A 24359-nucleotide genomic window follows, 5' to 3' on the forward strand; every position below is an offset into this window, starting at 1 on the left:
AGGTGGATGATTCAGTGGTTCCCTTTTACCGGCGGTCTGGAGCCCTTTCTGACTGAATGGGGCAACACTCTGTTTTTGATCACGACTGCTGCTACCCTGGTGTGTTACGCGGTTATCTTCATTCTGGTCATGGTTCGGATCGTGCAATTTCTGGTGTCCCTCAATAAGGATGCGCAAGCCGCGTAGGGTTTCCGGCTGGAGGCTGTTTGCAGCATCTCGCCAGGGATCAGATGCTGACCACAGAGGGCACAAAGATTTTACCCCCTCAATATCCCTGTGGTACGAAACAAGCGTGACAAGATTTCTCGTTGCCAGCGGGGTTAGCGCTGGAACACGCCCGCCACGGTGAGCACGGTGGGTGCGGCAGCATGGCTGCCGCACTCCAAACACGGGCAATCTTGTCGGGAAGGGTATCCTTGCCGGTGTGGGAGACCTCGGTATTTATCATCTCTGTGTCCTCTGTGTCTCTGTGGTGCAAGACAAACGTGACCAGACTGCCCTTGCCAGCGGGTTTAGCGCTAGAACACGCACGCCACGGTGAGTGTGGTGGGCGCGGCAGCATGGTTGCTGCACGCCAAACGGTGCGGCACGGGTAATCCTGGCGGGAGAATTACAGAGGCACAGAGGTGGTTACCCCCTCTGTGTCCCCCGTGTCTCTGTGGTGCAATACCACCGTGGCGTCAGGCCAGAAATGCGCTGACCAGCGTGGCAACTACGTCTGGCTGTTCCAGGTGAACCGCGTGCCCTGCATCGGGCACGATTTCGTGTCGGGCATGGGGCATGAGGGCGGTCATTTGCGCTGCGATGGCGCAGAACTTGCTGTCGAGCGAACCGGTAATGAGCAGGGTGGGGGTGGCGATGGTCGGCAACGTATCCCATAATGACGGTTGGCGGCCAACGCTCATGCCGCGCAGAGCATTGGCATAGCCCTGCGCACTCCCGGCCAGGCGTTGAGTGCGTTGGGCGGCAAGGACTGCTGACGGCAGACGTTGTTGGGAAGCAAAGATAGGCTGGGCAGCCCAGTAGTCAACAAACCATTCCAGGCCGCGCTCTTCGATGTGGCGGGCCAGCGCTTCGTCACTGGCCAAACGGGTGGCACGTTCGGCTGGATCGGCCAGCCCCGGCGAAGCTCCGATCAGAATCTGTCGCCTGATCCGGCCTGGTGCCTGAGCTGTCAGGAGTAGTCCGATCCTGCCACCCATGGAATAACCGAGCAGGTCGGTGTGTTCGATACCAAGGTGATCGAGCAGAGTGAGGAGATCGGTGACACACTGCTCTATCGCGTAGCGGTGCGGATCAGGTGGTGCGGCACTGGCACCATGTCCGATCAAATCAACCAGCACCAGCGTGTGATCCTGAGCCAGTGCCGGTACAAGCGGTTGCCAGGTTTGACCACTGCCGGTAAAGCCGTGGATGGCGAGGAGGGCCGGTCCGGAGCCGGTGATCTCAATGTGGAGTGTGATGTCGTTGAGGGTAATCTTCACGGTTGTATCCTCTGCGCTACGCCTACCCCTCACCTTGCCCCCGGCATCCGTATCTCTCCGCCGTGGGGTGAGGTGAGAGACGCCACTCATCCAACAGTGAACGTCTCGTCACTATCGTGCTTTGCTGGTGCTACCAATCATCAACGCGCAACATGTCAGTATGTGCTACACTGAACATACTATCATGACAATGCGCAGATGGTTTACCATCGTCTCTCTCGGATGCATCTGCGCAGGAGCGAGTGTATGACCACAACGCCGGCAAATGAACAGTCACCATCTCCCTCCGGAACCGCGTTGTATGAGCGACCGGTTTTGCCACTGTTGGACAGCGTTTTGTTTCCGCAGATGCTGACCCCCCTGTTTGTCAGTGACGAGCGAGCGATCAATGCAGTTGAGCAGGCCGTGGCTGAAGATCGCCTGGTGCTGGCGGTGGCGGTGCGTGGCCCGGTTGATGAGTTGACGTTAGGCATTGATGATCTTTACCCGGTTGGGGTAGAGGCGGCTGTACAGCGCGTGCGTCGCTTGCCCGACGGTACGCTGAGTATCGTTTTGGAAGGGCGTCAGCGCATGCAGATTGTCAGTGTGGTGACTGAACACCCCGCCTTACGTGTGCTGGCGACGCCACTCGAATCACCGCCGCTTGATGAGGATGCTGCGTTGATGGTCGAGGCGTTGAGTCGTACCATCTTGACCACCTTCGAGAAGATCGTTCGCCTCTCGCGCAATCTCCCCGATGACGCTTACCTGTCGGCGCTCAACAGTGCCGAACCCGGTGAGCTGGCCGATATTATTGCTGCCCTGCTGCCTATCTCGGTAGAGGATCGCCAGCGTATTCTGGCGTTAGCCGATATTCAGCAGCGCTTACAGCAGTTGGAGGTCTTGCTCGCAAAAGAGCTGGATTTACTAGAGCTGGAAAATCGTATTCATAGTCAGGTGCAGCAAGAGGTTGATCGTAGTCAGCGTGAACTCTTTTTGCGCGAGCAATTGCGGGCGATTCAGCGTGAACTTGGCCAGGAAGACCCCTCACGGCGCGAGATACTACTCTTGCGTGAACGGGCGGCGGCAGCCGGTTTGCCCGCCCATGCGATGGCCCGCTTTGAAGAGGAGCTGGCCCGGCTGGAACTCATCTCACCGATGTCGCCTGAACACGGCATGCTGCGCACCTATCTCGATTGGTTGATTTCACTGCCGTGGAGTAACGCCAGCCCTGAAAACCGTGATCTGCGAGCGGCGGCGGCAGTGCTCGAACGCAACCATTACGGTTTGCGGAAGGTGAAAGATCGCATCCTTGAATACATTGCAGTGCGTCAACTGGCCGGGCCGTCGCGGCGGGCACCAATCCTCTGCTTCGTTGGCCCACCCGGTGTCGGTAAGACGAGTCTTGGGCAGAGCATTGCTGAAGCGTTGGGCCGGCGCTTCGTGCGCCTCAGTCTGGGTGGTGTTCACGACGAAGCCGAGATCCGCGGTCATCGCCGTACCTACATTGGGGCGCTGCCCGGACGCATCTTGCAACGGATGAAAGTTGCCGGGACGATCAACCCTGTCTTTATGCTCGACGAGGTTGATAAGCTGGGCAGTGATTTTCGGGGCGATCCTGCGGCAGCGTTGTTAGAGGTACTTGATCCGGAGCAAAACAGCACCTTCAGCGATCACTATCTCGATCTGCCTTACGATCTCAGTCAAACCCTCTTTATTACAACGGCGAATGTCGCCGACGATATTCCCGATCCGTTACTCGACCGCATGGAGCTGGTTGAGTTGCCCGGCTACACCGAAGATGAGAAACTCCATATCGCCCGTCGGTTTCTCATTCCCCGCCAGATGACCGACAGCGGTTTGCCGCCGGCAACCATTCATTTCGGCGATGCGACTATTCACACGATTATTCGTAACTACACCTACGAAGCCGGTGTGCGTAATCTCGAACGCGAGATTGGCGCGATCTGTCGCAAAATTGCCCGTCGGATTGCGGAAGGAAGGCGTTACCCCCGTCAGATTACACCGCGTGCGTTGCCGAAGCTGTTGGGGCCACCCCGCTTTGAGATTGGCAAGATCGATCTACGCGACCAGGTAGGGGTAGCGATTGGGATGGTCTATACCAGTGCCGGAGGTGACATCATGCCGGTTGAGGTCGTCTTGATGGATGGCAAAGGCAATCTCCTCCTCACTGGCCAGCTCGGCGAAGTGATGCAAGAGTCAGCGCAGGCGGCGCTCTCGTTTGCGCGGGCGAACGCGAGTCGTTTGGGGATCGAAATTCGCCATTTCGACAAACTCGATATTCACGTTCACGTCCCTGAAGGCGCTACCCCGAAAGATGGCCCTTCGGCAGGGGTGACGATTGCGACAGCGCTGATTTCGGCCTTGACCGGGCGAACGGTACGGCACGACATTGCGATGACCGGTGAAATTACCCTGCATGGGCGTGTGTTGCCGATTGGCGGGGTAAAAGAAAAGGTGCTCGGTGCGTATCGGGCCGGCATTCGCCAGATCATTCTGCCGCGCCGCAACGAGCATGATCTGGTCGAGATACCGGTTGCCTTGCGGCGACAACTGACCATTCACCTAATAGAGCGCATCGAGCAGGCGCTTGAGTTGGTGTTAGGGCCGCCACCGCCGAAAGAGCCGCGCCGGGCGCCACGAGTCATTCCATGCCGGGATGAGGATTAGGCGGGGTGCCACGGTCAGCAGGGACGACGTGCTGTAGCGCACCTTGCCTCTCTGTGATCGCTCTGGGTTATCAGGAGCAAAGTAAGCATTCGTCAACTACCTTTGCCTCCCTGGGAGCATGCGCCTCCGGCTTGCTACGTACCGGTTGGGTCTGCCGGAATATACCTTGCATTCGCGCAGACCGCAGCACTGGAAGCGTGCGCCTCCGTCTCGCCTGGTAGCTGTCGTATTTGCCAGGAGGTACCTTTATTCGTACAGCGCATCACACCGTGCAAGCCATCACTGCTTTGAAGGAAGGTCTAACATCGGCGCAGATGCCTGATCTGGATCATTGACCACCGCTGTCATTGCAGTTTGCAGGCGTGCCAGATCGATACCACGATAGAACACCGGCAGACGACTCAGACGGCGTTGCGCCTTCGCCCAATTGAGCCGCAAACCGCGCAGGTTGCCCTGGCGCCATTTCACCAGCGCTGCCGCACTCTGGATCAGTGCCTGATAAAAATCAGCATCCATACCCTGGGCAGCACGCCAGCAGATTTCCCATTGTTCGTGGGCGTGCCAGAACTCTCCCTGGTTGAACAGATGAATCCCGCAAACGAAAGCGTCTGCCGCTTCAGAGCATTGTTGATCATTGCTTTCCATCGCTTCCTCCCGACCCCGGCATTGGCATATCAAAGCTGAATACATAGCAGTCAATGCACGCTCTACCATCATCTGCACGCTACGTCTGTCAGTGCTCTATCGTGGTGTGCATATGCCGGCACCCCCTGGGAGCGCGAGCCTCCGGCTCGCTTACAAACCTCACACCACGTACTACTGACCTTTGCTGAACCGTTCACACCCGCCCCTCGTGAGGGCTATGTATTACCCACATGTCACGCTGCGTTAAGCCGGGATGCAAGCGCTCCCCGTGGCGGCTCCCCGTGGCGCAGGCTTCCAGCCTGCGTGCAAGCATCCGCGCCACCGCCGTCAGGTGCTGGACGTGGCCGCTGGTGTGCAAGCATCAACCTGGTGCAACAACATGTCTACGCGCAGGTATCGCATTCATTACTGACCGACTCGATGATCAAAACAAGCACATCCAGTATCCCCGTGACCAGGATGGGTAACGGCATCCCACGCGCCGGATCGTGATCGCGGCTGGCGCGGCAACCATGCTGCCGCACTCCAAACCCTGCGACACGCACATGATGTGCGCGTAAGGAACCCATCCAGTGCGTGATCGCACGGCTGGAGCTGTGCACTGTCACTGGGCCAGTTACCCACAACAGCACCCATGGCGATCATACCCGCTGATACACCCGTGGTTGATACCAGTTGTGGGTAATGCATAGCCAGCGGGGGCGAGTTGGGGCGTAGGCATCGCAAATCCCCGCTGACAGCATGGCTAGCGTATCCCGCTTGCATCCATTACCCTGACGTTGCCCCTGAGCGTGGATGTCGTGAACCAGACAGTACACCTGTGCCAGCAACAACGTACCAGGCACTTTTAAACTGATCTGACAACCTGAATAATGCACGGTGTCGGGCAAGATTTGATATGACCTCTGCTACTGCGATTGTTGTAACAGCACTGCCAGCGTCTGCCGGGCACAGGTTTCCCAGTTGAACAGACGCGCACGCGCCAGACCGCGCCGGCGCAGGGTTGCTCGCAGATCATCGTCATCGCTTAGGCGCATGATAGCAGCCGCAATCGCATTGGTGTCGAGCGGATCAACCAGTAGCGCGGCATCACCGGCGATTTCAGGTAATGACGAGCTGGTACTGGTGATGACCGGCGTCCCGCAGGCCATCGCTTCGACGACAGGCATCCCGAACCCTTCGTAGAGCGACGGGAAGACAAACGCCAGCGCACCGGCCAGCAGTGCCGGTAGATCGGCATCGGCCACGAAGCCGGTAAAATGCACCCGATTGGCAATCCCCAGCTCGCCGGTGCGCCGCGCAATCGGTTCGCTGAGCCAGCCGCGCTTGCCGGCAATGACCAGGTCGAGGTCGTAGCCGGCGGCAATAGTCAGGGCCAGGGCGTCAATCACCCGGCTGAGATTTTTGCGCGGTTGAACGGTGCCGATGTAGAGCAGATATGGCCGTTGACCAAGACCGTAATGCGCCGTGATCGCTGCCACTGCACGCGGGTCGGCTGGTGGTGTAAAGATCGAGCTGCACCCAAGATACGTCACCGTAATCCGATGGGGATCGGCACCGTACCACTTGATCAGGTCACGTTTGGTGGCGTGCGAAATCGTGATAACGTGACGAGCAGTGCGCAGACTCCAGCGCGTCGTCAGCTCCAGTTCAAGACGCCGGCGGGTAGTGTGCGTTTCGGGAAACGCCCGGTACCCAACATCGTGAATGGTCACTACCGTCGGTGGATGCAGCAGGGGCACCACGTGCGCCGGTACGAACAGGACATCAGGCCGGGCACACCAGCTCGTCGGGCCAAGCCGCAGGTGTGTCCAGAGGCGTGGTAAACGAATGTCACGAATCGTAGCGCGTTCGCTTACCGGGGGAAGCTGATCGCGGCGACCGTTGATGTACAGGCGAAAGTGAACGTCAGACGGAGCAACGCGATCCAGCGCCGCAATCAGTTCATAGCTGTACCGTTCCGTTCCGGTGCGTTGGGCAACCGTGACCCGACTGGCATCGATGTCAATAACGATCATACTGGTCTGTGGTAGCATACAGAGGGCGAATATTTGTACATGGAGTGTACCATGAACTATCCTTTCATCTATCCGGGCGCGATCCACATGCATACCACCTATTCGGATGGCTCGGCGACCTTTCCCCACCTGATCGCTGCGGCTCGTGAAGCCGGGTTGCGCTGGGTGATTGTCACCGATCACGATACGCTCGAAGGGCTACCGTTTGCCGGCTGGCACGATGACGTACTGGTGATTGTCGGTCACGAAATTACCCCCGATCACAATCACTTTCTGGCCCTCAATGTCGATACCGTGATCAGCAACGAACTACCACCGCAGCAATTTATCGATGAAGTGTATCAGCGGGGTGGCTTCGGCATCATTGCTCATCCCGACGAGCGTGTGCGCAATTCCTTCAAAGATATCTACCGCTGGGATGACTGGACGATTGACGGGCCGAGTCAGCGGGCCGGTCGCGTGGTCGGGCTTGAGCTGTGGAATTTCATGAGCGATTGGGGGGAACATCTGACCGAACGGAACAAACTGGCGCTGGTACTGTATCCGCAACTCGGCCTGAGTGGGCCAACCCTGGCGACACTGGCCTGGTGGGATCGGCTGAACATGGTCGGACGACGCACCTTCGGGATTGGCGGTGTTGATGCGCACGGCTTCAAGCGGAAGGCGCCGTGGGGCGAAATCGAAGTCTTCCCTTATCCGTGGATCTTTCGGACGCTGACCAACTATCTGCTGTTACCTGAGCCATTGAGCAGTGATGCAACAACTGCTACCAATCAGGTCTACGCCGCATTGACTGCCGGGCGCTGCTATTTTGTTAATCGCCTTGACGGTGACGCGCCGTCGATCATCTTTCGTCTAAGCCGACCGGGTGATCTGGCAGAGATTGGTGACACCATCAGCCTGGCCGGCGGGCCGCTGCTGGTGGAGGTTGATGTTGGTGCTGATGCCTATGCCCGTCTGATCGTCAATGGTGAAGTCATGACCAGCGGCATTCGGCGCATCCGACAGACCGTAACCGATGATGGAGTGTACCGGATAGAAGCCTACTGGGGCGGCAAACCGTGGCTCTTCACCAACCCCATCTTCGTCACTGCGGCGGATGCGGGTCGCGAAGGATCACTCTAAACGAGACACAACGTATACGTCACGTCGTACCTGCATTAATGTCGCTGAGACAACCTGTATGACCATCCTCTCAATGCTTACCCTGGGTATCGTCGCAGCCACCATCATCGGGGTGGCGGTTGGACGCTGGCCGTTGTTGCGTGCTGACCGCACGACCATCACACTCATCGGGGCGGCGTTGCTGCTGGGAATCGGTGCCATGTCGCTTGAAGAAGCCTACGCGGCCCTTGATCTCGATACCATCGTGCTATTGTTCAGCATGATGGTGATCAACGGCAGCCTGTTTCTAGCCGGCTTCTTCGGCGTCATCACCCAGCGCGTCGTCCAGTTTGCCCGTGGCCCTCGCTCGCTGCTGGCCCTGGTGATTGGCGCCAGCGGCATCCTCTCGGCACTCTTTCTCAACGACACCATTGTCTTGATGATGACCCCAATCGTGCTCGATGTCACGCGTGCGTTACGGCGTAATCCGCTGCCCTACCTGATCGGTCTGGCGGTTGCTGCCAACGTCGGTTCAACGGCGACTATCACCGGCAATCCGCAAAACATCATCATCGGCAGCGCATCCAAAATTTCGTACCTCGACTTTGCGGCAGCCCTATCACCAACGGCGCTGATCGGTCTGGTTATCTGTTGGATTGTGGTGTTGCTGGTCTACCGCGACGAATTTCGCGGTGGCCTGTTGACCACCCCCGATGTTCTGCGCACGCGGGTCTACCGTCCGCTCCTCCGCAAAGCGGCGCTGGTGATCAGCCTGATGCTGATCGCATTCCTGGTTGGCGTACCGGTACCGCTGGCGGCGTTCGTGGCAGCAACCACCCTGCTTGCCACCCGGCGGTTGCGCCCTGAGCGCGTCTTCAAAACCATTGACTGGAACCTGCTCACCTTCTTTGCCGGTCTTTTCGTCGTTACCCATGCTCTGGATGTCCAGGGTTGGACGGACATCCTCTTCACGAATCTGGCCCCGCTGGCCCAGGCCGGCATGATTCCGTTCGGCCTGGTATCGGTCGTGCTATCGAACCTGATTAGCAACGTACCGGCAGTACTCCTGTTGCAGAGCTTAATCCCGGCGTTTGCCGATCAGGAACAGGCCTGGCTCACCCTGGCCGCTACCGCGACTCTGGCCGGGAATCTGACCTTATTGGGATCGGTTGCCAACCTGATCATGGCTGAGCTAGCAGCGCGCTGGGGGGTGCGGGTGACCTTTGGTGCCTATTTGAGAGTTGGTCTACCGGTAACCATCCTGACAGTGGCGGTGAGTCTAATACTGGTGTGAAAAAAGCAGCGCATACTCCCGCTCTCCGCACTGGAACTTATTTCATAAAAATCTGTAGAACCTATTTCATAAAAGCTGTGCTATCGTGCTCGCAGACTGTCGCATAGGCGCATGAACGCTGGCCAATCACTAACGACAGCTCACCCGGCTCTTGGTCTGTTGGCAGAGCGCAGCTCCGGTCGTACCATCACGTGCTGGATGGGGTTGTCTTGCCCGCTCGTCAGGCACGTGTCGCGACGTTTGGAGTGCTGCCGCAGCAGCCGTTCTCTCGATCCGGCGCGTGGTATGCTGTTGACCCTACTCGTCATGGGGAGGCTGGATGTGCTCGTTACGAGCATAGAGGCGACCAGGAATGAAAGAGGTTCTACAATGCAGGGCGGTCGAGCATGGGCGAGAGGTTTTGGGCGTCGAACAAGATTACCTGCTTGCACACCACTGCGGAGTATGGTAGACTTTTGGCGCAATGCCCTCGTAGCTCAGGGGATAGAGCAGCAGTTTCCTAAACTGCGTGTCGTGCGTTCGAGTCGCACCGGGGGCGCCAGTAGTGGGCAAAGGGAGAACCCTTTGCCCGCTTTATCATTGTGAGCAGTGTCATTCGGGCTGATCATTACCTAACCACACCAGCAACCCGACACAGATCAGCCACCACAACGAACCGAACAGACCGTAGGCAACCTGGGCCAGCCGGGGAGAGATGGCGAGTGCAAAGGGAAATATGTCGGGCACTGCGTACAGATAAAACCCCAGTAAAGCCAGCGTAGAGACAGCGGAATAGGCAAGCACCGCTCCCGGTCGAGCCGCCATAATCATAAACGGCAACACCCACAGCAGATACTGCGGTGCGATCCCGGCGTACACGACATAAAAGAGCAAAAAGATCAGCGTTGCATGCATCGGCACGCTGATAGGCCGCCGCTTCGCATACCACACAATCAGCGCGTAAAGGAGCAGAAATCCATACGCCGACAGCGAAATGAGCTGGCGAGTTGTTTCCACCGGAAAACGTTCACCGACCAGCGGCACATACACAGTTCGTGCCGGCACCATGATCCCCAGCAACGCATGCCCACGATACCCGAACAACTCACGGACAACCGCGGAAGTATCATAAACAAAAAACGGTGCAAGTAGCACAAGCACCGGCACCACTGCAAGCATCACGAACTGTACCTGTCGCCGTAGCGGCTGCAAATGCCATAGAAACGCCGGCACCAGCAACACGGGAAACGATTTCAGGGCTATCCCAACGCTCAGTGCAATGGCCTGCCACTGCCAGGCGGTGCACATCATTGCCAGCGCTGCCCAGAACAGTGGCAAGGCATCGAACTGACCATGCCAGCACGAAACAATGATCGACACCGGGTTCAGTGCGTAGATCATTGCCGCCCGCATCGCGTGCCGTGATGATCCATTGTGCCGATGCACCCATTGCCAGATCACCGCCACAATGCCCGCATCGGCGGCAATGATTGGTAGACGGATCGCCAGCGAAAAGGACAGGATATTGTGCCGGGCAAGCCAATACGCAGCTACCTCAAAACCTGACCACAATGGTGGGTAGGGATACAGGTTCGGTGTATATTGGTAAAGACCAAATACGCCAAAGCGATCAATAACTTCGGCGACCTGTTGATAATTGCGTACATCGATAATATCGTTTGCGAAAATACTTGCCAGAACACGCACCAAACACGTCAGAACCAGCAAAAAAGTTAGATGTATGGTTGGGTTTAGACGGTGCATAGAGGTGTCCGTATATCATCAAAACGAGAAGGTTCTATATATTACTAAACGATTAATCTCGCGATAGGCAAATAATTGTCTCACATTCACCATCTTTGACACGCCATAGTGTTAGCAACGGCTCGAAAATTGTAGAATATTTGATGAAAGTTCATCAATTCATTCCCTTCTCCAACCTGGACGCCATGAGTTTTAGCAACAACTGATACCCCAGCAGCCCCAACTCCAGCACCCCGGTTGCCAGCGGCCCATAATGCTTCTGATAGAAATAGCGCAGGCTTTGCCGATAATGCTGACCGGCCAGCCGGGATGTCGGCCAGCTTTGCCCACCCAGATGCGTCACGGCGTAAGTGGGAACATACATCACTTTCCAGCCGGCATTTCGCATACGCAGACACCAGTCATTATCTTCAAAGTACAGAAAAAAGCGTTCATCAAGCAGCCCAACCTGCTCGATAGCAGCACGCCGCACACACATACAGGCCCCGGAAACCCACTCAACTTCGATAGGTGATGCGACCCCCCAATCGTGCAATGGCTTACGCCAGATCAGCCAGGCCAGCCCCCGCTGCAAAAGGTAGGGCAGAGTGGGATCGCAACCGTATGCAAAGGCTTGTGGTAAGCCACTTGCCGTCTGCAATTGCGGTGAAACGACCCCCACCTGCGGATGTTGGGCGAGAAACTCTGGCAGACGGCTCAGCGTCGCAAACGAAGCCAGCACATCACTGTTGAGCAGGATTACCGCCTGACCCATTGCCCGGCGCAAACCAAGATTATTACCGGCTGCGAAGCCGCGATTCTGCTCGCTCCGAATCACCTCTACCGACGGGAACAACCCGGTGAGTCGTTGATACGTACCATCAGTTGAACCGTTATCAACTACAATCACCTGCCACCCATGATCTAATGCCTGTTGGTAAAACTGTTTCAAACAGGTGATTGTCAGCTCACAGGTATTGTGCGTCAGTACAATAACCGAGGCAGTCGGTAAGTGAGAGGTACGTTTGCGCATGTCAGAATGGTGCATACAGGAATGATACGTATAGTAGCAGCCCAAACATATCAGAACATGGCCGATATATTTGGGCTATTCAGTGTATCGCAATGTAAAATGCGAACATTTTTCATCTATTCAAAACCTGAAGTACGGACCTGCGAACGTCATAAATGCGAAGAAAACGCACAAACCGATAAAACCAAGGATAACGCTAACAATAAATAATGCGAACGCTCTCTTAAGCAAGAAAGGCACCATCGAAGTGAACGGCATATCAAAGTCCTCAACCTGGACGCGACTCACCGATTGGGCAAATTGATTCACCTCGACCTGGAGACTCGCAAGTTGCTCGCTCAGTGAACGAAGCACCTGTAATTGCTCTTGTTGAGCGCGATAAATATCGGTGGCAAGAAAACGCAATTGCTCTTGTTGGGTCTGGTGAATGTGAGCAAGCAGGGTTACCTGGTCTTGCAGCATTTCGACCGGATTTTTCTGCGCTGTCTGGGGTGGTTGTGACGTCATAGCGTTGTGCTCCATTTGGTTGCTGGTATGATGGATGTGAGGGTAGTAATTGAGCATTGCTTCGAAGGTATCTCAAAACGTACATTGAAGTCAATACTCTACTGAATTATATCCTGTTCGCCCCTGATAATTCATGTATTGCTTCATGTAATGTTCGACATTCACCAGGCACAGCACGATGGGCGTACAACGCCGGCCGGCTCACTGTAGTATAGCATGTGGTCTGTGAGCAGCTCCCTGCGTGAAGAAGCAGCGGCCCAGACCTGCGATGGCGATGCGTCTCTGATATCGAATCTGGTGTAATGCTGTCCAGTCATCACTTGAATCCACATCTGCACACTGCACCGCAGTGCGCATACCGGCATCCCCCTGGGAGCGCGAGCCTCAGGCTCGCCCTGACCTGCACTGAACCATTCACATCACACTCGCCCCCAGTGGGGCAGGCTGGGATGGGGCGCTCCTGTCCGCCCGTCCTCCTCCCATCCTCCCCCCGCTGGGGGAAGGCGAGGTGTTGAGGGGGCGCTCCCGTCTCCAGCATGGGTGGGTTGGGGTGGAAGTTATCTCATTCATCTTTGACCGACTCTATGATCGTGACAAACACACCCGGCATCCTCGTGACCAGCCGGGTCAACGGCATGCTACGTGCCGGATCGTGACGCCAAACGCCGCAACACGTGCATGACTATCAGGAAAGGCAACCCATCTAGCGCGATCTGGTACCACCGGAGCTGCGCTCTGCCAACGGGCCAGGAGCAGGAGAGGCTGTTGTTGGTCATTGGCAAGCATGCATTGCGCCTGTGCGACCGTCTGGGCGCACGATAGCACAGCTTTTTTGAAATGAGTTCTCATCTTAACCCGAGTTGCCACCTACGCCGTAAGCAGGTCGCGTGAGGCTGACTACCAGGATGAACAGCAAGACACTACGCGCAAGACCATACGCCGTAACTGCGTGAACGATTTGGGTGGCAGCCAGTTCTTATAGACGCTCTCCTTCACGCCTCAATGAAGCAACTCGGGTTATGCCCGTCCCCTGTGTCCTTCGTGCCTTTGTGGTGATGTAAGGTGGCAACTTGGTTTAATCTTATATGAACAAAAACAGCTTCCCGCCGTTCCACCTCTCAAGCCACAATTTCCCGATAGATAGCAAGCGTTTGTTCCGCGATATGGTGCTGCGTGTAATATGTGTCAGCGCGTATACGACCACGCTGCGCCAGTGTTTGGCGCAGATCAGGCGTTGAGAGCAGGTGTTTCAACGTTTGCGTTAATGCCTGCACATCTCCTTCGGGTACGATCAATCCTGCATCTCCGATGACTTCGGGAATGGCACCCGATGTCGAGCCGATAACCGGGACACCGCATGCCATTGCTTCCAGCAAGACGCGACCGAGCTGTTCCTTCCAGACGTTCGTGGTGCGGCTAGGTAACACAAGTACGTCAAGGTGACATAAGATTTTAGCGATCTCGTGCTGAGGTTGGGCGCCTTTCCAGACCACCCGCTCTTCTATGCCAAGTTGTCGTGCCAGTGACTGTAATTCAGCTTGCAGTGGCCCAGTCCCCGTCACCCATACCTGTATCTTCCTGTCAGGCATCGCGCTGGTCAAAGCGGCAACCGACCGTAATAAGAGATCAATTCCCTTCTCCCAAACCAGTCGTCCAATGTAGCCGATAGTGTACGAAGACTTCGCGGCAGACTGCTCTGCCAAACTATGATGTTCTGCGCACGGACGAAAGAGCGTTGTATCCACACCAATTGCCGGCAGAAGTGGTGCTGGTCCAGCAAAACCAAATCGCCGTAAGAGCCTGATCGCCTCGCTATTGGCACAGAAGATCAGATCAGCCGCACGCAACGTTTGCCGGATCACCCAACGCACCGCCATTGACTTGCGACGGTCTTGATTCTGCCAGGTATGGAGTAAAAGCCGGGCCTGGGGTGCCCATATGCGGCGTGTCCAGACAATTTGCAACGCACTCAGGCTGTCTGGCTCTTCTTCAGCGTGAATGATGTCGGGTCGAAAGCGGTGGAGATGAAATGTTACGGTGCGGTACATTGCACGGTGCGGATCAGTAACACTTCCCAACATTGGGATGGTGAGTAGGCGATACCGGCGCTGCGCATCGGGTGGCCGTAGATCGGGGGATTGGGGCTGGTACGCTGGCACGATGTGACACAGATCAATATCAGGTGCCTGCGCCAGATACTCTACCTTACGTTGCGTGGAAGGGTGGTGATAGCGTGCGATAAAGAGAATTTTCATAGGTGTCTGGAAAAGATTGTTCAAGACAACCTGGAAATGTTACAATATGAGCGGCAGGTTCCACTGATACAACCGCTAACCATGATGTTGTTTCCTTCGTACACCCGTTGCTACACGTGTTTTGCTGTTTGGTATAGCTTTTCAATGATGGAAGAAGTGATTTTTGATTAAAACGAGCACACTCAACTCCAACCGAGCTAATTCAAGATGAAAATCTGTATAAGATTAACCCTTGTCAATTTCTGCTGCTCGCCGGAGAGTCAAAAATGCTTCTTTCAAAGGTTGATTTACAGCACTGTCAGGTTCATTCAGCAACAATTGTTGATAGTAGTTCAAGAATTGTATCCGCGATCTATGAAAAAGGTGTAAGAAGTGACGCAAGAACCCTATACAGTCCAGTACTGTAATTTCTGTGCCATTAGTTTCTTCATAACATCTGGCTGCATATGACTTGACATCGTCGGTTATAACATCAGTAGTGATAAAAATATAATTGTGGATCTTATCTCTTGCGCGTGCTACCTTCTCGCGTGCACGATCAATGTCATCAATAGTAACTTGCTTCATTTTCATCTCGTAGACTGTAACTACCCGGTCGTCATTTGCAAGGCATACTTCAACGTCTCCAAACGAACCGGTTTGTTCATCAGCAGCGTTATGTTTCTGTAACGGTTGTATGTGCTCTCCGAGCTTCTCACTGACTGAAAGATAGGCGGCTGCAATAATCAGAACCGGTAATCTACTGGAATTTTTACATTTCAGGTGTTGTTCAATTAAACTGACAATGTCTTCACTCGATAATGGCAGGGGATCTTCAGTAGATGCAAGACCGGCAAGTAAGTCTCTTATGCGATCTCGGTTCTCTTCACGAATCACCACTAATATTCGGATGATCTCTGCTAACATGTCTTCAGCACTTACTCGTTCTCTATAAACATCGTCGAGCAGTTGTAGAGTGTCTTTATACGTCTGTCGTGGTCGGCCTACTAGCTCTAAGTCGGTGGTAAGCGGCTTGTCTAAATTGCGAAAAGCTGGTGTGAGGAATGCAGTGGTAGGATTGAGCGGTAGTTGATAGGTGTTAATAAAGGGTGTAATATACCTTTCATCATAGGTTCGTCCAGAAAAAGAGTCTCCTCCGCTAATTTCAGTATAAGGTTTTCGAGGATCTATTTCTGGACGATGAATTTTGGCAAGTAAACAAGCCATAAGCATGCGGGTGCATGCCCGATTGCTGATCTGTCGACACACAGATTCTATACGTGTGCGTATCTCCTGGTCAGTTATTGATGATCTGGAGAGATCAACAGATACGTATTCCAGGACACGTTTCAGAATTTCATGAGGATTTTCCAAGTTCTACCCCAAACAATGTATGAGATTGATAGAGAATTGGATCGTAATTCGTCCACAGTATTTCAGTTCGTTGGTCTTTGGTCGAGTGTATTGTTCTTGTTGGTCCTACATGCTTTAGCCATTTCGGCGGCGAGTAAAGTTCATTCATTAAATCACAATCGTAGCCAGAGATAGCAACAAAACCCTGTACAGAATTGAGCACATCAGCGAGTTGTTGATGTTCTTCATTGCTCATCTCATAGGCATATGCATTATTGTCACCTCTCGTCTCATGGACATAAGGAGGATCACAGTAGAAAAGAGTGTCAGGTGAGTCGTACAGCCGGATGACCTCAAGTGCAGGTCGATTCTCAATCTGTACACGTAACAGGCGTATGGCAATGTCAGGGAGATCTTCGATCGCGCCAAACCAGCGCGAGATTGCACCCGCCATTCCTGACCGACTGGTTTGTTTGCAATTTGCCCATCGGCCAAGTGAAGCAGATTGGGCCAGCCCTGTTCGTACCTGACGAGCGCGCACATAGAATCGTCTCGCACGTTCAATCGGTTCAAGTGAGGGATCTATTTCACAGGCCAGAGCAAACTCTTCCCGCGAAAAAGGCGTGAGTGCAATCGCTCGTGTTAATTGATCCGGTTCATCGCGTAACACGCGAAAAAAATTAGCGACTTCGCCGTCAATATCATTGTACGTCTCAACAGGGGCTGGATCTCGGTTCAGCAATACAGCAGCCGATCCTCCGAAGGGTTCACAATAATGGTGGCATGGAGGAAGTAACGGGAGAAGCCAGTCGAGGTGTGAATATTTCCCTCCGTACCAGCCAAAAGCAATGAGTCTTCTCGTTTTTCGTTGCAGGATTGGCGATGGTGTACGCTGATGTTTCACTTGTGACTCCGTATCTATAAAAGAATCAATTCGGAAGGGTATTTTTGCTGAACATGTATTGCCAGTTTGATTTCATGTCAGGTGATATTATATCAAACATTTGTTTTGCTTTGTGCTCAACCCACAGTATCTTAAACAGGTTCTCAGGAATCTCTCTCACCCCTACCCCTGATCGCTCGCCACACCTCACCGATCTGACTCCGAAACAATGCTGGTTGTAGCACATATGCCCAACAGAAGAACCCACCAAACGCTACACCTGCCTTCCAGCCTACAGCCAGCCAGAGCGGTTGCACACTACCGACCAGGCGATCCAGCAACCAGAAGATCAGGAGTGTCCCCAGCGCTGCCAGCAGCGGGGTTCCTAACACCTGGCGTAGGTCAACAACAAGCCGTCGCCGCACCTGCCAATACGCGATCAACAAACTGAACCCGGCGGCAATGACGGCACCAATTGCCATCCCGAAACCACCGCCCATCAGCGTCAGGGGTGTTCCAATCAGCACGAGTAACAACAATTGAATTGCCGACAATGCTACAACCCGCTGCGGCTCACCGCTTCCGATAAACCAGGCGCTGAGATTGTCCCACACTGGGCGGATGACCGCCAGCAAGATCAGGACGCGCAAGAGCGGTATCGCCGGCTCCCATTGAGCGCCAAACAGCAACGGCACCAGTTCATCGGCGCTCAACATCACTGCCAGTGCTACCGGCACCGCCAGATGCAGCGATCCCCACAACACCCGTGTTGCTACCCGTTGCAACCGAATCACATCATCACGCAACTGACTGTACGTGAAGATGGCTGCCCGTCCGAGCACTGCACTCAGCAGCAAGGCCGGCCATTGGGCGACCCGATAGGCTCGATCATAATAGCCCAGGTGGACTGTTCCGGCGATAGTGCCCAGTATCATATTGTCCACCTGCGTGGTCAGGCCGGCAATCGCCTGCCCCAAACCGGACGTCATCCCAAAACGGAGGTACGCTACCGCCAGCGTCGGCTGGTAACGCCAGCGTAGCCGTAACAGATGGCGCTGGGTATACAGTGCATACAGCCCGATGCCAGTCAACGACAACAGCGTAAATGACGTGCTTTGGGCCAGGATGCTATACCGCTTCAGATCGGTAAAGGCGCACACAAACGCCGGGATATACGACAGTGGCATCGCAATCCCGTTGATGATGCTTATCGGCTTAAAATGCAGATCACTCTCCAGAACGATCTGAAACACACCCAACAGGCTTTCGATACCAGACAGAAGCATCAACACCAGCATAATCTCGATCACTGCTGCCGGATAGCCCAACCAGTGTAACAGTGGTGCCACACTGAACGCCAACAGCACCCCACCCCACCCGGCAAGCACATCCAGCACAAACAGCGTTCCTATCGTCTCGCCGGTGATGGCCCGCTGCTGAGCGAAGGCGTAGTTGAGCGCAATCTTACTACGTACCTGGAAGAGTGAAAAAAAGAACATCGCCAGCGCAAATTCGCCGTACACATCAGGGCTGAGCAGGCGCATCAGCAGCATGTTGGCCAGAAACCCAAATCCAATCGTCCAGTAAGAACTGGCCACAACCCATAGACTACCCCGCACCGCCCGCGTCGCCAGCGGGACGGGCGGTAGGTTGGGATGCGGGTGAGGTGAGTGGGGGGTGGGCATGGGGTTATATTGACATAAAACTGATAATGTGATTGTTTCGTTCGATACACCTACCGCCTCATCACCGCAAACGCCGACCAGATCGCCGGGTGCGCCAGCGCCGGGTCGTGTAACAGATCGCGTTGGGTCTGGCGCAGCGCCACTGCCGGTGACTGCGTTTGCATCAGGTTCTGGTAAAAGTGAGCCATCAAACCTGCGGCAGGTTCGTCTTTGATCGGCCACAGGCTGACGAGCAAGCGTTGCGCACCGGCAATCAGGAAGGCTGATTGGAACGCGATCAGGGCACCACCGCTCTCCATGCCGTAAGCGGTGGTACATCCGTTAAGCGTGACTAGTTCGGTGCCGGCCAAGTTCAGCCGGTAGCATTCTTCGATGGTGAAGGTGCGGTCGGCCAGGTGTAAACCGGCGAAGATGGTCGGTTCTTCGTCAAATGTGGTATGCGCACTGAAATGGAGAATGCGCGGCGCTGTGGTCAGGTTGTGCAGCGCAGTAAGTGCTGCCGGATCATCCAGATAGATCTGAGCGTCCGGTAAGATACTGGCAATTGCGTTGATTTCTCTCTGCACGGCGGCGAGGATACCGTCTGCCGACGCGCCGATGACGAGCGCTGGACCTGATGGGCCTGCCGGTACTGGAATGCCAAGCAGCGCACCGGTCGGAATCTGCTCGATCAGATACCGTTCCATCAGGTAGTTGTTGCCGTCCCACAGCGCGGCAAATGGTGCCAGATGGATAGGTGCGTAGGGGGCGATGAGTAGTTTGCCTTCAACCGGAATCGGGAGTGGCTCTATCAGGGTGCGGTACAGCCGCTGCAAAAGCACCCTGGCATCACGAATCAGCGTTTCACTTCGTTGCTTGCGCTGTTCGTCGTTGAGACGGAGTGCGTTCAGGTTTTTGAGTTCGAGCCGCTGTAACAGTTCACTGATGGTCGACGTTGAACCGAGCGTGGTGACGGTACAATCACCGTTGCGGGTGATGCACCATGCGAATAGTTCGTCGTCAATACTAGCGTATTCTACCAGGCAGTCGGCATCCAGCTTGCTCAGCACGGCTTGCCAGTTATAAATCGACGCATCCGATTGGCCTGGCTTGTGGATATGATAGCGGCGTTCGTGATACGCATGCGCTTCCAGGTCACGAATCTGCACGCGCAGTTCGTCCAGTCGTTCCTCGCTCTCGCCATCGCGTTGTTTGCGCTCCAGCTCCCAGCGTAGCACGGCAATCCGTTGCTGGAGTTGGGCAATCGTTGGGTTGACGTCAGTGTAACCATCGTGACGTCGGATCAGATCAATCAGTGCCCCACCTTTCCAGCGCCAGACGGTCTGGAGTGCTGCCTGGAGATGCCCGGCTTGCCATTCGAGTTTTGCCAGCAGGGGCAGCGCGTCATTCCGTCGGGATTGAAAATCTGCGGTCAATTCGGCTACGCTCAATTCAGCGCGCATCAGCTCGTCAATGCGAACAGCATCCTGAAGATATTGGATGGCGCTGTCGGGCTGACGTGCGGCCAGCAGATTGCCGAGAGCAACCAGTGCCTCGCGTTCAGACCAGATGTGAGCACCATTTTGGCTTTGGGTCAGCGCGGATGTGAAGGCAGCCAGTGCACCTGCTTCGTCACCCTGCGCCATACGCAGGCGACCCCACAGAAGCTGATGATCAATCGCGAGGTGAAGCACCGTATCCGTCGACCACGCAGTCGTGAGCAGGGCTTCGACCTGAGCATAATTGCCGAGCAGGAATGCCAGCCTGGCCTGTTCCAGCAGGGTCTCGTTGCGCCAGATGGGAAGCTGGAGGTTTGTAAAAATATCGCAGGCGCGAGTCAGCATCTCTGGCAGTTCAGGATCGGCAGGGTTGATTTCCCGCCGCACTGCGGCGCCGGCAAGCAGGGCCTGGGCTGCATATTGGGTCAGATTATCTTCGCGAAACGCCTGATAGGCGCGATCATAGGCCCGGTGCGCCTCGCGCAGGGCACCCAACCGTTTCAGCAGGTTGGCTTCGTAGAGCAAGACGGTGGCGTAATCCATTGCGACGTTCTCTGCCAGAAAGCCATCTCTGGCAGATCGAAAGTGTTGCAGCGCAGCCGATAGATTAGCGGTTACGCTGTAATAATCCCCCAGATTGAGGTCGATCCGGGCAATGGTGAGCACGGGTTTGGGCGTGAGCTGTTCCAGAAGCTGCCGGCTGTCGATCAACAATTGCTCACACTCCGTCAGTCGTCCCATCGCAGCCAGGGTGAAGGCTTGATTGACCTGAAGCTCGGCACACTCCTCTTGCAGACTGTGATCGTGGGCGAGGGCTATCATCTTTTCATTGACATCCAGTGCTTCCTGGTAACGGCCACATTCGTAGAGGAGAAGACCGTAATTCATGCCAAATTTCACCCGGTAGATAACCGGCCCTACCACGATCTCTTCCAGGAAGCGCTGTGCTCGTTCGGCAAAGGTCAATGCGTCTGCGAAACGGCCAAGCGTGGTACAGGCAAAGATCAGATTGCTTGAAAGCCGGGCAATCGCTTCGCTATCACCGAGCTGTTCATAGACCACGAGAGCCTTCTGGTACAGATCAACGGCTTCTTCTGGGTGGCGATACACTGCCCAATTCCCCCGCGCCCAGTACGCCAGTGCCCGTGCGATTGGCTCGGTAGGGAGCTGTTCGGTGACAGCGATTGCTGCCCGCGAGATGCGATCAGCCCTTGCCGAATCTGACTTGATAAATTGATCACTCCGCTGTTTCAGTCGGGCAACCGTTTCGAGCGACAACCGACTGGCGTGTGTCGTCAACCAACCCGGCCACTCCGCTTCGGGCAAGTCGATCAGTTCGGCGATAAGGTCGTCCATCTCAGTCGTTCCCTACCTGGAGTGAGCGAATGACGATCTCTTTGTCGGGTGTGTACACGGTGAGGCGGTACGTTCCCGGCGGTAGATCGCGTATGACGAAGACACCATCCTCATCAATGTCAGCAGGGATCGTGTGTGCGTCGGAAATGGTTGCGACCACCTGCTCGATGGGTTGATCCGAGGGAGCGCCATCGGGCATTTTCAGCTCACCGATGACTGTCCATTGTGGCACCCCCTGTTTGGTGCGGCGCACTGTCAGCGTAAGCAGAACCTCTGGCGCGGCGTAGATGAGTGCCTGCCCACGCAGTTGCAGGGCCAGCGCCGGTTGCAGGATTGCCTCGACAACCTGGCGGACACGCTCGAATGGCGATGGTTCGATCAACGGTGTTTCGTCCATTACCCGCAGTAGTGCAAGCTCTTCCTGACAGAACCGACAATCTTCGACATGTCGATGAACAATCAGGTGTTGTGTCGCTTCCAGTTCACGATAGTAGTAAGCATGAAGGGTGTCAACCTCAGGACACTGTAGCCGGTACAGGCTGACCTCAATCGCCGCTATTTCAGCCGCCAGTCGCTGCGCCTGTGCCACACAATCAGGATTGGCTTCAACCAGTAGACGCTGCTCTGCCGATAGCCGTCCGGCAGCGTAATCGAGTAAAATCTGTTCGTCAAGTGTGCAAGGAGTACCCATAAGCTCTGGTTCCTTTTGTTCGTGATCCATCTCTATCTTAAGAGAATCTGGTCCATGCGGTTTTTGGCGGTGATCTGGCGGCGAATCTATCGGTGGATCACGATGATCGCTCGATTGTTCATTGGGAAAGATGAGATCACGAATCACCGGATCGTTGCGTAAACGGCGCAAGACATTCTGTCTGATCTGATAAATATGATCAACATCCACAAATCGTTCGGGAAAATAGTGAATAATGTCTTGTGGTTTATACCATTTGAAAAAGAGATGTTCGATAACGAAGAGTTCATCCTCGCTCAACACCTCTCGTAGACGCTGGTAGAGCGTTATTCTTGTTTCAGCGTCGAGAAAATTTGCTATATGCGGAGTATCGTCTGTGATATACGAAAATTCTCTTGATCGGTTACGACGCCGAAACAGTGTTTGTACTTCTCTTATAGTGCACCTCTTCAGGTAAGCGAGGAGCCGACTCAAGTCATCACCGGTCGTTAATTCCGGTAACCGGTTGGCGCCGTCGCGCAGCTTGAGGAGTGCGTCATGGGCAACTGTCGTCAAGTCATCATCGTCAATGAAATCCAGGTGTGTACTACGTACCCGTCGCAGCCAGGAGTCAATGAGTGGTTGAAAAATGGTGATGACATAGCCCCATGCCGCTTGCTCACCGGCAAAGGCGCGGCGAAACAATTGCATACAGCACGGTGATGATAGTTCACCAGAATTACGATACGACTGGCGTTCTTGCTTGCAGCAGCGCGCAAGGTGGTCAAGCGGCAGGTGAGAGGTAGTCATTGCAGCCCTCTTCGGCACAAGGCATGCACGGCAACACGCGGCTGTTCAATGTCGCAGCGGTTCTGTATAGGCAGAATCGAGGATAATCTTTACACCCGTGTCGTTTACACAAGTATACCACTATTGTGTACACAACCGTTACCTGAGAACTGTTGTATGCAGCGTCGAAACCGTGCTTTTGCTCTGCCTCGCTCACAACCGCACTTACGCAAAAAGACCTCTGTCTGCGTATCAGCGACATATGGTGCACGATGACCTTGCTACCACAGGATTGTGTACAACTACATCGAAAAACAATCGTGACCTGTTGCGATTTTTGGTCAGGTGAGGTGCTAACATAGCAACAGCGGAGCATTATGCATTCATTGAATCAGGAGTGGTTATGGGAAAAGGTCGCGGGCTTTCACGGGCTGAACGACTGAGTGAAATGAAACGATTGTACGTTCAGCGGGCATTTAGCGATGCCGAAATTGCCGAACGACTGGAGATTGATCGGACGACTGCGTACCGGGATCGGATTGCTCTGGAACAAGAATATCCGTTCGTTGAGGAGTCGCCGGGGCGTTACCGCATTGACCGCAGTCGCCTGGTGTCTGAGGTACGGCTTAATCCCCACGAAGCCCTTTTTCTCTACTTACCGGCGCGACGTTTGTTGCGTCAGACCCGATTCGCGAATGTCCATGTGGTGCAGGCGGTAGAAAAGCTGGCCGCCTGTCTTCAGCAGCCGATGACCGAACGATTGTTGCAACTCTCAACCAGGGTGCTGAAGCAGCAAAAGCAGCCGCAGCGGTTAAGTATTCTTGAGCAAATCACCATGGCCTGGCTTAATCAGCGCAAGGTGCGGATCACATATCGGGCACTGCGCGCCCGCCGACCACTGATTCACACCATTTGCCCGTATCTGATCGAGCCTGCTCTTTGGAGCGATAGTGTGTATGTGGTTGCGTATAGCGATATTGCCCGCGATATTGTGCCGTTTAAGCTGGAACGCATCGAAGACGCTGTGACAACCCTGGAGACCTTCGATATTCCTGATGATTTTGATGAACAACAACTGTTGCGGCACACCTGGGGAATCTGGTTGGGCGATGAGGAGCCGGTGACGGTCAGATTGCGCTTTATGCCCGGTGAGGTGACGCGACGGGTCCAGGAAACGGTCTGGCATCCGTCGCAACAAATCACCCTGCTTGACGATGGTGGTTGTGAGTGGCAGGCGCAGGTCACTGATTGGCGTGAGATGTTGCCCTGGGTCCGTGGTTGGGGGGCTGGCGTTGAGGTGCTTGAGCCGCTAGAGTTTCGTGAGACGCTTATGGGAGAAGCACGAGCGTTAGCCGAACGGTATGGCTGGCACGTTTCCTCGGTATCAACACCGACCGGCTCGACGACGCTGCACGATTTCTTCGGAGGGTAAGG

General features: G+C 55.0%; 16 protein-coding genes, 1 tRNA gene and 1 pseudogene. 6 read left to right on the plus strand and 12 right to left on the minus strand.

Translation table 11 applies throughout. The features are described from left to right. Positions 1 to 186 (plus strand): annotated as a pseudogene (locus VAE57_RS14025) (hypothetical protein); the annotation flags it as partial. A 494-nt stretch (positions 187 to 680) separates the two neighbouring features. On the opposite strand, the gene menH reads toward VAE57_RS14025, so the two are convergent. Next, positions 681 to 1484 (minus strand): 2-succinyl-6-hydroxy-2,4-cyclohexadiene-1-carboxylate synthase, encoded by an 804-nt coding sequence (gene menH / locus VAE57_RS14030; RefSeq protein ID WP_322822493.1) that lies wholly within the window; start codon positions 1482 to 1484, stop codon positions 681 to 683. Between the two features lie 246 nt (positions 1485 to 1730). Here menH and lon point away from each other — a divergent pair, with 246 nt between their 5' ends. Further along, on the plus strand, positions 1731 to 4154 hold the full coding sequence (lon, locus tag VAE57_RS14035; RefSeq protein WP_322822494.1) for an endopeptidase La: 2424 nt from the start codon (positions 1731 to 1733) through the stop codon (positions 4152 to 4154). Positions 4155 to 4433: 279 nt separating this feature from the next. Here the strand turns inward: lon and VAE57_RS14040 are convergent, their stop codons facing one another. Continuing rightward, entirely contained in the window at positions 4434 to 4799 is a 366-nt protein-coding gene (locus tag VAE57_RS14040) for a DUF309 domain-containing protein (RefSeq protein WP_322822495.1), read from the minus strand. Positions 4800 to 5707: 908 nt separating this feature from the next. After that, positions 5708 to 6817, minus strand: coding sequence for a glycosyltransferase family 1 protein (locus VAE57_RS14045; RefSeq protein WP_322822496.1), 1110 nt, complete (start codon positions 6815 to 6817; stop codon positions 5708 to 5710). Positions 6818 to 6868: 51 nt separating this feature from the next. Here VAE57_RS14045 and VAE57_RS14050 point away from each other — a divergent pair, with 51 nt between their 5' ends. From VAE57_RS14050 to VAE57_RS14060, 3 genes are all read left to right on the plus strand, one after another. Beyond that, positions 6869 to 7942 (plus strand): CehA/McbA family metallohydrolase, encoded by a 1074-nt coding sequence (locus VAE57_RS14050; RefSeq protein ID WP_322822497.1) that lies wholly within the window; start codon positions 6869 to 6871, stop codon positions 7940 to 7942. 58 nt (positions 7943 to 8000) lie between these two features. After that, a complete protein-coding gene (locus VAE57_RS14055) occupies positions 8001 to 9215 on the plus strand; it encodes an anion transporter (protein ID WP_322822498.1) in 1215 nt (404 codons plus the stop codon). Positions 9216 to 9680: 465 nt separating this feature from the next. Further along, positions 9681 to 9756, plus strand: a tRNA-Arg gene (locus VAE57_RS14060). A 50-nt stretch (positions 9757 to 9806) separates the two neighbouring features. Here the strand turns inward: VAE57_RS14060 and VAE57_RS14065 are convergent. From VAE57_RS14065 to VAE57_RS14105, 9 genes are all read right to left on the minus strand, one after another. Beyond that, positions 9807 to 10958, minus strand: a complete 1152-nt coding sequence (locus tag VAE57_RS14065) for a hypothetical protein (protein WP_322822499.1) — start codon at positions 10956 to 10958, stop codon at positions 9807 to 9809. A 154-nt stretch (positions 10959 to 11112) separates the two neighbouring features. Further along, a complete protein-coding gene (locus VAE57_RS14070; RefSeq protein WP_322822500.1) occupies positions 11113 to 11970 on the minus strand; it encodes a glycosyltransferase family 2 protein in 858 nt (285 codons plus the stop codon). A 120-nt stretch (positions 11971 to 12090) separates the two neighbouring features. Next, on the minus strand, positions 12091 to 12477 hold the full coding sequence (locus VAE57_RS14075) for a hypothetical protein (RefSeq protein ID WP_322822501.1): 387 nt from the start codon (positions 12475 to 12477) through the stop codon (positions 12091 to 12093). 1118 nt (positions 12478 to 13595) lie between these two features. After that, positions 13596 to 14732, minus strand: coding sequence for a glycosyltransferase (locus VAE57_RS14080; protein ID WP_322822502.1), 1137 nt, complete (start codon positions 14730 to 14732; stop codon positions 13596 to 13598). A 225-nt stretch (positions 14733 to 14957) separates the two neighbouring features. Then, positions 14958 to 16085, minus strand: coding sequence for a DNA methyltransferase (locus tag VAE57_RS14085; protein ID WP_416208462.1), 1128 nt, complete (start codon positions 16083 to 16085; stop codon positions 14958 to 14960). Then, positions 16069 to 16968 (minus strand): DNA adenine methylase, encoded by a 900-nt coding sequence (locus tag VAE57_RS14090; protein WP_322822504.1) that lies wholly within the window; start codon positions 16966 to 16968, stop codon positions 16069 to 16071. Before VAE57_RS14090 ends, VAE57_RS14085 begins: the two co-directional genes overlap by 17 nt. 143 nt (positions 16969 to 17111) lie before the next feature. Next, complete coding sequence (locus tag VAE57_RS14095) at positions 17112 to 18632, minus strand: oligosaccharide flippase family protein (RefSeq protein WP_322822505.1); 1521 nt, start codon at positions 18630 to 18632, stop codon at positions 17112 to 17114. Between the two features lie 50 nt (positions 18633 to 18682). Continuing rightward, positions 18683 to 21466, minus strand: coding sequence for a CHAT domain-containing tetratricopeptide repeat protein (locus VAE57_RS14100; protein WP_322822506.1), 2784 nt, complete (start codon positions 21464 to 21466; stop codon positions 18683 to 18685). A 1-nt stretch (position 21467) separates the two neighbouring features. Continuing rightward, on the minus strand, positions 21468 to 22847 hold the full coding sequence (locus tag VAE57_RS14105) for an RNA polymerase subunit sigma-70 (protein WP_322822507.1): 1380 nt from the start codon (positions 22845 to 22847) through the stop codon (positions 21468 to 21470). Positions 22848 to 23328: 481 nt separating this feature from the next. Here VAE57_RS14105 and VAE57_RS14110 point away from each other — a divergent pair, with 481 nt between their 5' ends. After that, complete coding sequence (locus tag VAE57_RS14110) at positions 23329 to 24357, plus strand: WYL domain-containing protein (protein WP_322822508.1); 1029 nt, start codon at positions 23329 to 23331, stop codon at positions 24355 to 24357. The last annotated feature ends 2 nt before the right edge of the window (positions 24358 to 24359 follow it).

Origin of the sequence: Chloroflexus sp. (genome assembly GCF_034434295.1) — a bacterium.
In the GTDB taxonomy this organism is placed as follows: Bacteria; Chloroflexota; Chloroflexia; order Chloroflexales; family Chloroflexaceae; genus Chloroflexus.

Excerpts from the sequence above, each read along its gene's own strand:
- lon (WP_322822494.1), top strand. The coding sequence starts at position 1,731 with ATGACCACAACGCCGGCAAATGAACAGTCACCATCTCCCTCCGGAACC.
- VAE57_RS14040 (WP_322822495.1), bottom strand. The coding sequence starts at position 4,799 with ATGGAAAGCAATGATCAACAATGCTCTGAAGCGGCAGACGCTTTCGTT.
- VAE57_RS14045 (WP_322822496.1), bottom strand. The coding sequence starts at position 6,817 with ATGATCGTTATTGACATCGATGCCAGTCGGGTCACGGTTGCCCAACGC.
- VAE57_RS14050 (WP_322822497.1), top strand. The coding sequence starts at position 6,869 with ATGAACTATCCTTTCATCTATCCGGGCGCGATCCACATGCATACCACC.
- VAE57_RS14055 (WP_322822498.1), top strand. The coding sequence starts at position 8,001 with ATGACCATCCTCTCAATGCTTACCCTGGGTATCGTCGCAGCCACCATC.
- VAE57_RS14065 (WP_322822499.1), bottom strand. The coding sequence starts at position 10,958 with ATGCACCGTCTAAACCCAACCATACATCTAACTTTTTTGCTGGTTCTG.
- VAE57_RS14070 (WP_322822500.1), bottom strand. The coding sequence starts at position 11,970 with ATGCGCAAACGTACCTCTCACTTACCGACTGCCTCGGTTATTGTACTG.
- VAE57_RS14075 (WP_322822501.1), bottom strand. The coding sequence starts at position 12,477 with ATGACGTCACAACCACCCCAGACAGCGCAGAAAAATCCGGTCGAAATG.
- VAE57_RS14080 (WP_322822502.1), bottom strand. The coding sequence starts at position 14,732 with ATGAAAATTCTCTTTATCGCACGCTATCACCACCCTTCCACGCAACGT.
- VAE57_RS14095 (WP_322822505.1), bottom strand. The coding sequence starts at position 18,632 with ATGCCCACCCCCCACTCACCTCACCCGCATCCCAACCTACCGCCCGTC.
- VAE57_RS14100 (WP_322822506.1), bottom strand. The coding sequence starts at position 21,466 with ATGGACGACCTTATCGCCGAACTGATCGACTTGCCCGAAGCGGAGTGG.
- VAE57_RS14105 (WP_322822507.1), bottom strand. The coding sequence starts at position 22,847 with ATGCAATTGTTTCGCCGCGCCTTTGCCGGTGAGCAAGCGGCATGGGGC.
- VAE57_RS14110 (WP_322822508.1), top strand. The coding sequence starts at position 23,329 with ATGGGAAAAGGTCGCGGGCTTTCACGGGCTGAACGACTGAGTGAAATG.